Annotated in this window: 2 protein-coding genes; both read right to left on the bottom strand. The window is 23.4% G+C overall.

Annotation, left to right across the window (positions count from 1 at the left end; genetic code table 11):
* Positions 1-992: glycosyltransferase family 4 protein (locus ACF91D_RS29935; protein ID WP_392438358.1), on the bottom strand; the 992-nt coding region annotated here is incomplete at its 3' end.
* Positions 982-2,048 (bottom strand): oligosaccharide flippase family protein (locus tag ACF91D_RS29930; protein WP_392438356.1); only part of this gene is annotated, 1,067 nt, incomplete at its 5' end. The genes ACF91D_RS29930 and ACF91D_RS29935, both read right to left, overlap by 11 nt.

Raw genomic sequence — 2,048 nt, 5'->3', positions numbered from 1 at the left:
GTGTATTCTTGTGCAATATTTATAATCTTAGTAGTATTAAATTTTTCATAATTACAAATCGCATAATTGATATGTTCTGCAAGTTGTTCTGCACTTGTGTTAACAGGAATTATTTTACCTATTTCTTCAGATACTATCATTTCAATACCAGCAATACATTTATCAGTAGTTATAATTGGTAATCCCTTTGCCATTGCTTCATTTATTACTAATCCCCACACATCTGAATATGTTGGAAAAACAAATAAATCTGCAGTTTTATAATAATTACTCAATTCTAATTTTTCAATATGATTTATAAAAGTTATATTTGTTTTTTTCTCAGATAGATTCTGTTGATAACTAGAGGGTTTGCCACCAATAAAAATAAAATCTATATTTTTTAAGTACGTAGCCGCTTTTATCAACTTGTTTATTCCTTTTTCTTTATTGAAACTTCCTACAAATAATACTGTCATTTCATCTTTTGATTTAAAATTTTTATCTAATGAAACTTCATTCATGTATATAGATGTAAATGGATATATAAATATATTTTCTTCATTCGCCCCATAATACTTCAAATACTCACTAGTTTTTATACCAGTAGATAGCCAATATTCCGCAGATTTTATAAGATGCTTTTTTAACCTATATTTGAATTTACTCTCTTCTTTAATAAATCCACCATCTGCATTTAAAATAAATTTTTTATTAATAAATTTCATGAAAAATATTAACAACATAGATTTTTTTGTAGAATAACCGCCTAAAACAACTGTATTACTTTTACATATATCATATAAAAGTCTTATGAATTTCAGCATACTCTTGTTAATAAAGTAATTATTATTATTTTTTAATTTATGCTTAGCTAACCATTTTTCATTTCTATGACTTGCTGTTTCTTTTTCAAACACTACTTTAAAATCTATATTTTTATTTAGTTCATTTAAAAATTCTACTCTATAAGGCGAAGGTATATTATATATAAATAGTATTTTATTCTTCATTTTCCATCTCTTTTCTTATATAAGAATATAAAGTTAAGCACATGATTATACTTGGTATCAGAAAAGATATAATACCAAAGTTTATGATCATATTTATACTGATTTTGAAATACATATTTGTTGTCAGAGTACTTACCAGTAAGAATATTGCACCAGTAAGGTACCCTACTATCTGCATTTTGAATATATTTAATCCATTTAAAATTCCTTGTAATACTACACAAATCATATTCAAAAGTATGTAAAAACACATTTCAATACTAAATAACAACTCAATATCGAAGTTCTTGCCCATCCAAACTTCAATTATTTTATTTAATAATAAACTTGTCACCAATAACGGTAAGGTTAAATAAGTAATCATCTTAACTAGTCTTTTAATTACATTCTTGATTCCTTTAAAGTCATTTTCCTGTTTTTTAGTTATTATTAGCGTCCAAATTGGTGCCATTATAATAGAAAATATCATTATATAGACACTTAATAATTTATAACTAATTTGATATCTAGAAGCTTCCTCTAAACTTACATACATCCCAACTAAAAACGTCATTGTATTGAATAAAATTAGATTAGAAAGCTGTAAAAACAAAAAATTATATCCCATTTTCAATAATTCTACATATATTTTTTTATCATTTATTAATTTGAATGCTATCTTATATTTTCTTATTATAATTATAGATAAAACAAAAGTAACCATTATTTGACTACCTAAGTAAATTATAGGTAATAGTAACCAGCTATTATTCATATCCATGCTTATGGTTATATAGATTAAAGATATTGTTACTATATTACTTAAAAATTGTGATAGATTTATAAGATATGTCTTTGAAAATGCATGGAAAACTGGTTTAATACTAGATATTAAAAATAGCACAATTTGTAAGTTTACAATTAAAAGTAAAAAGCTTTTGAATATATTAATGTCTAATTTAAATCCATTTATTTTATACATCAATGAATAAGGAAAATATAATAGACATATATTTATAATTACTGCTAATGTAACAGTTAATAAAATCATGAGTAAATAATTGCACGATATATATA

The sequence above is a fragment of the Staphylococcus sp. 231237_7MaSpsaltlick genome, from assembly GCF_043107035.1.
Note: the sequence above shows the minus strand (reverse complement) of the source record. Positions and strands in the feature narration are given on the sequence as shown.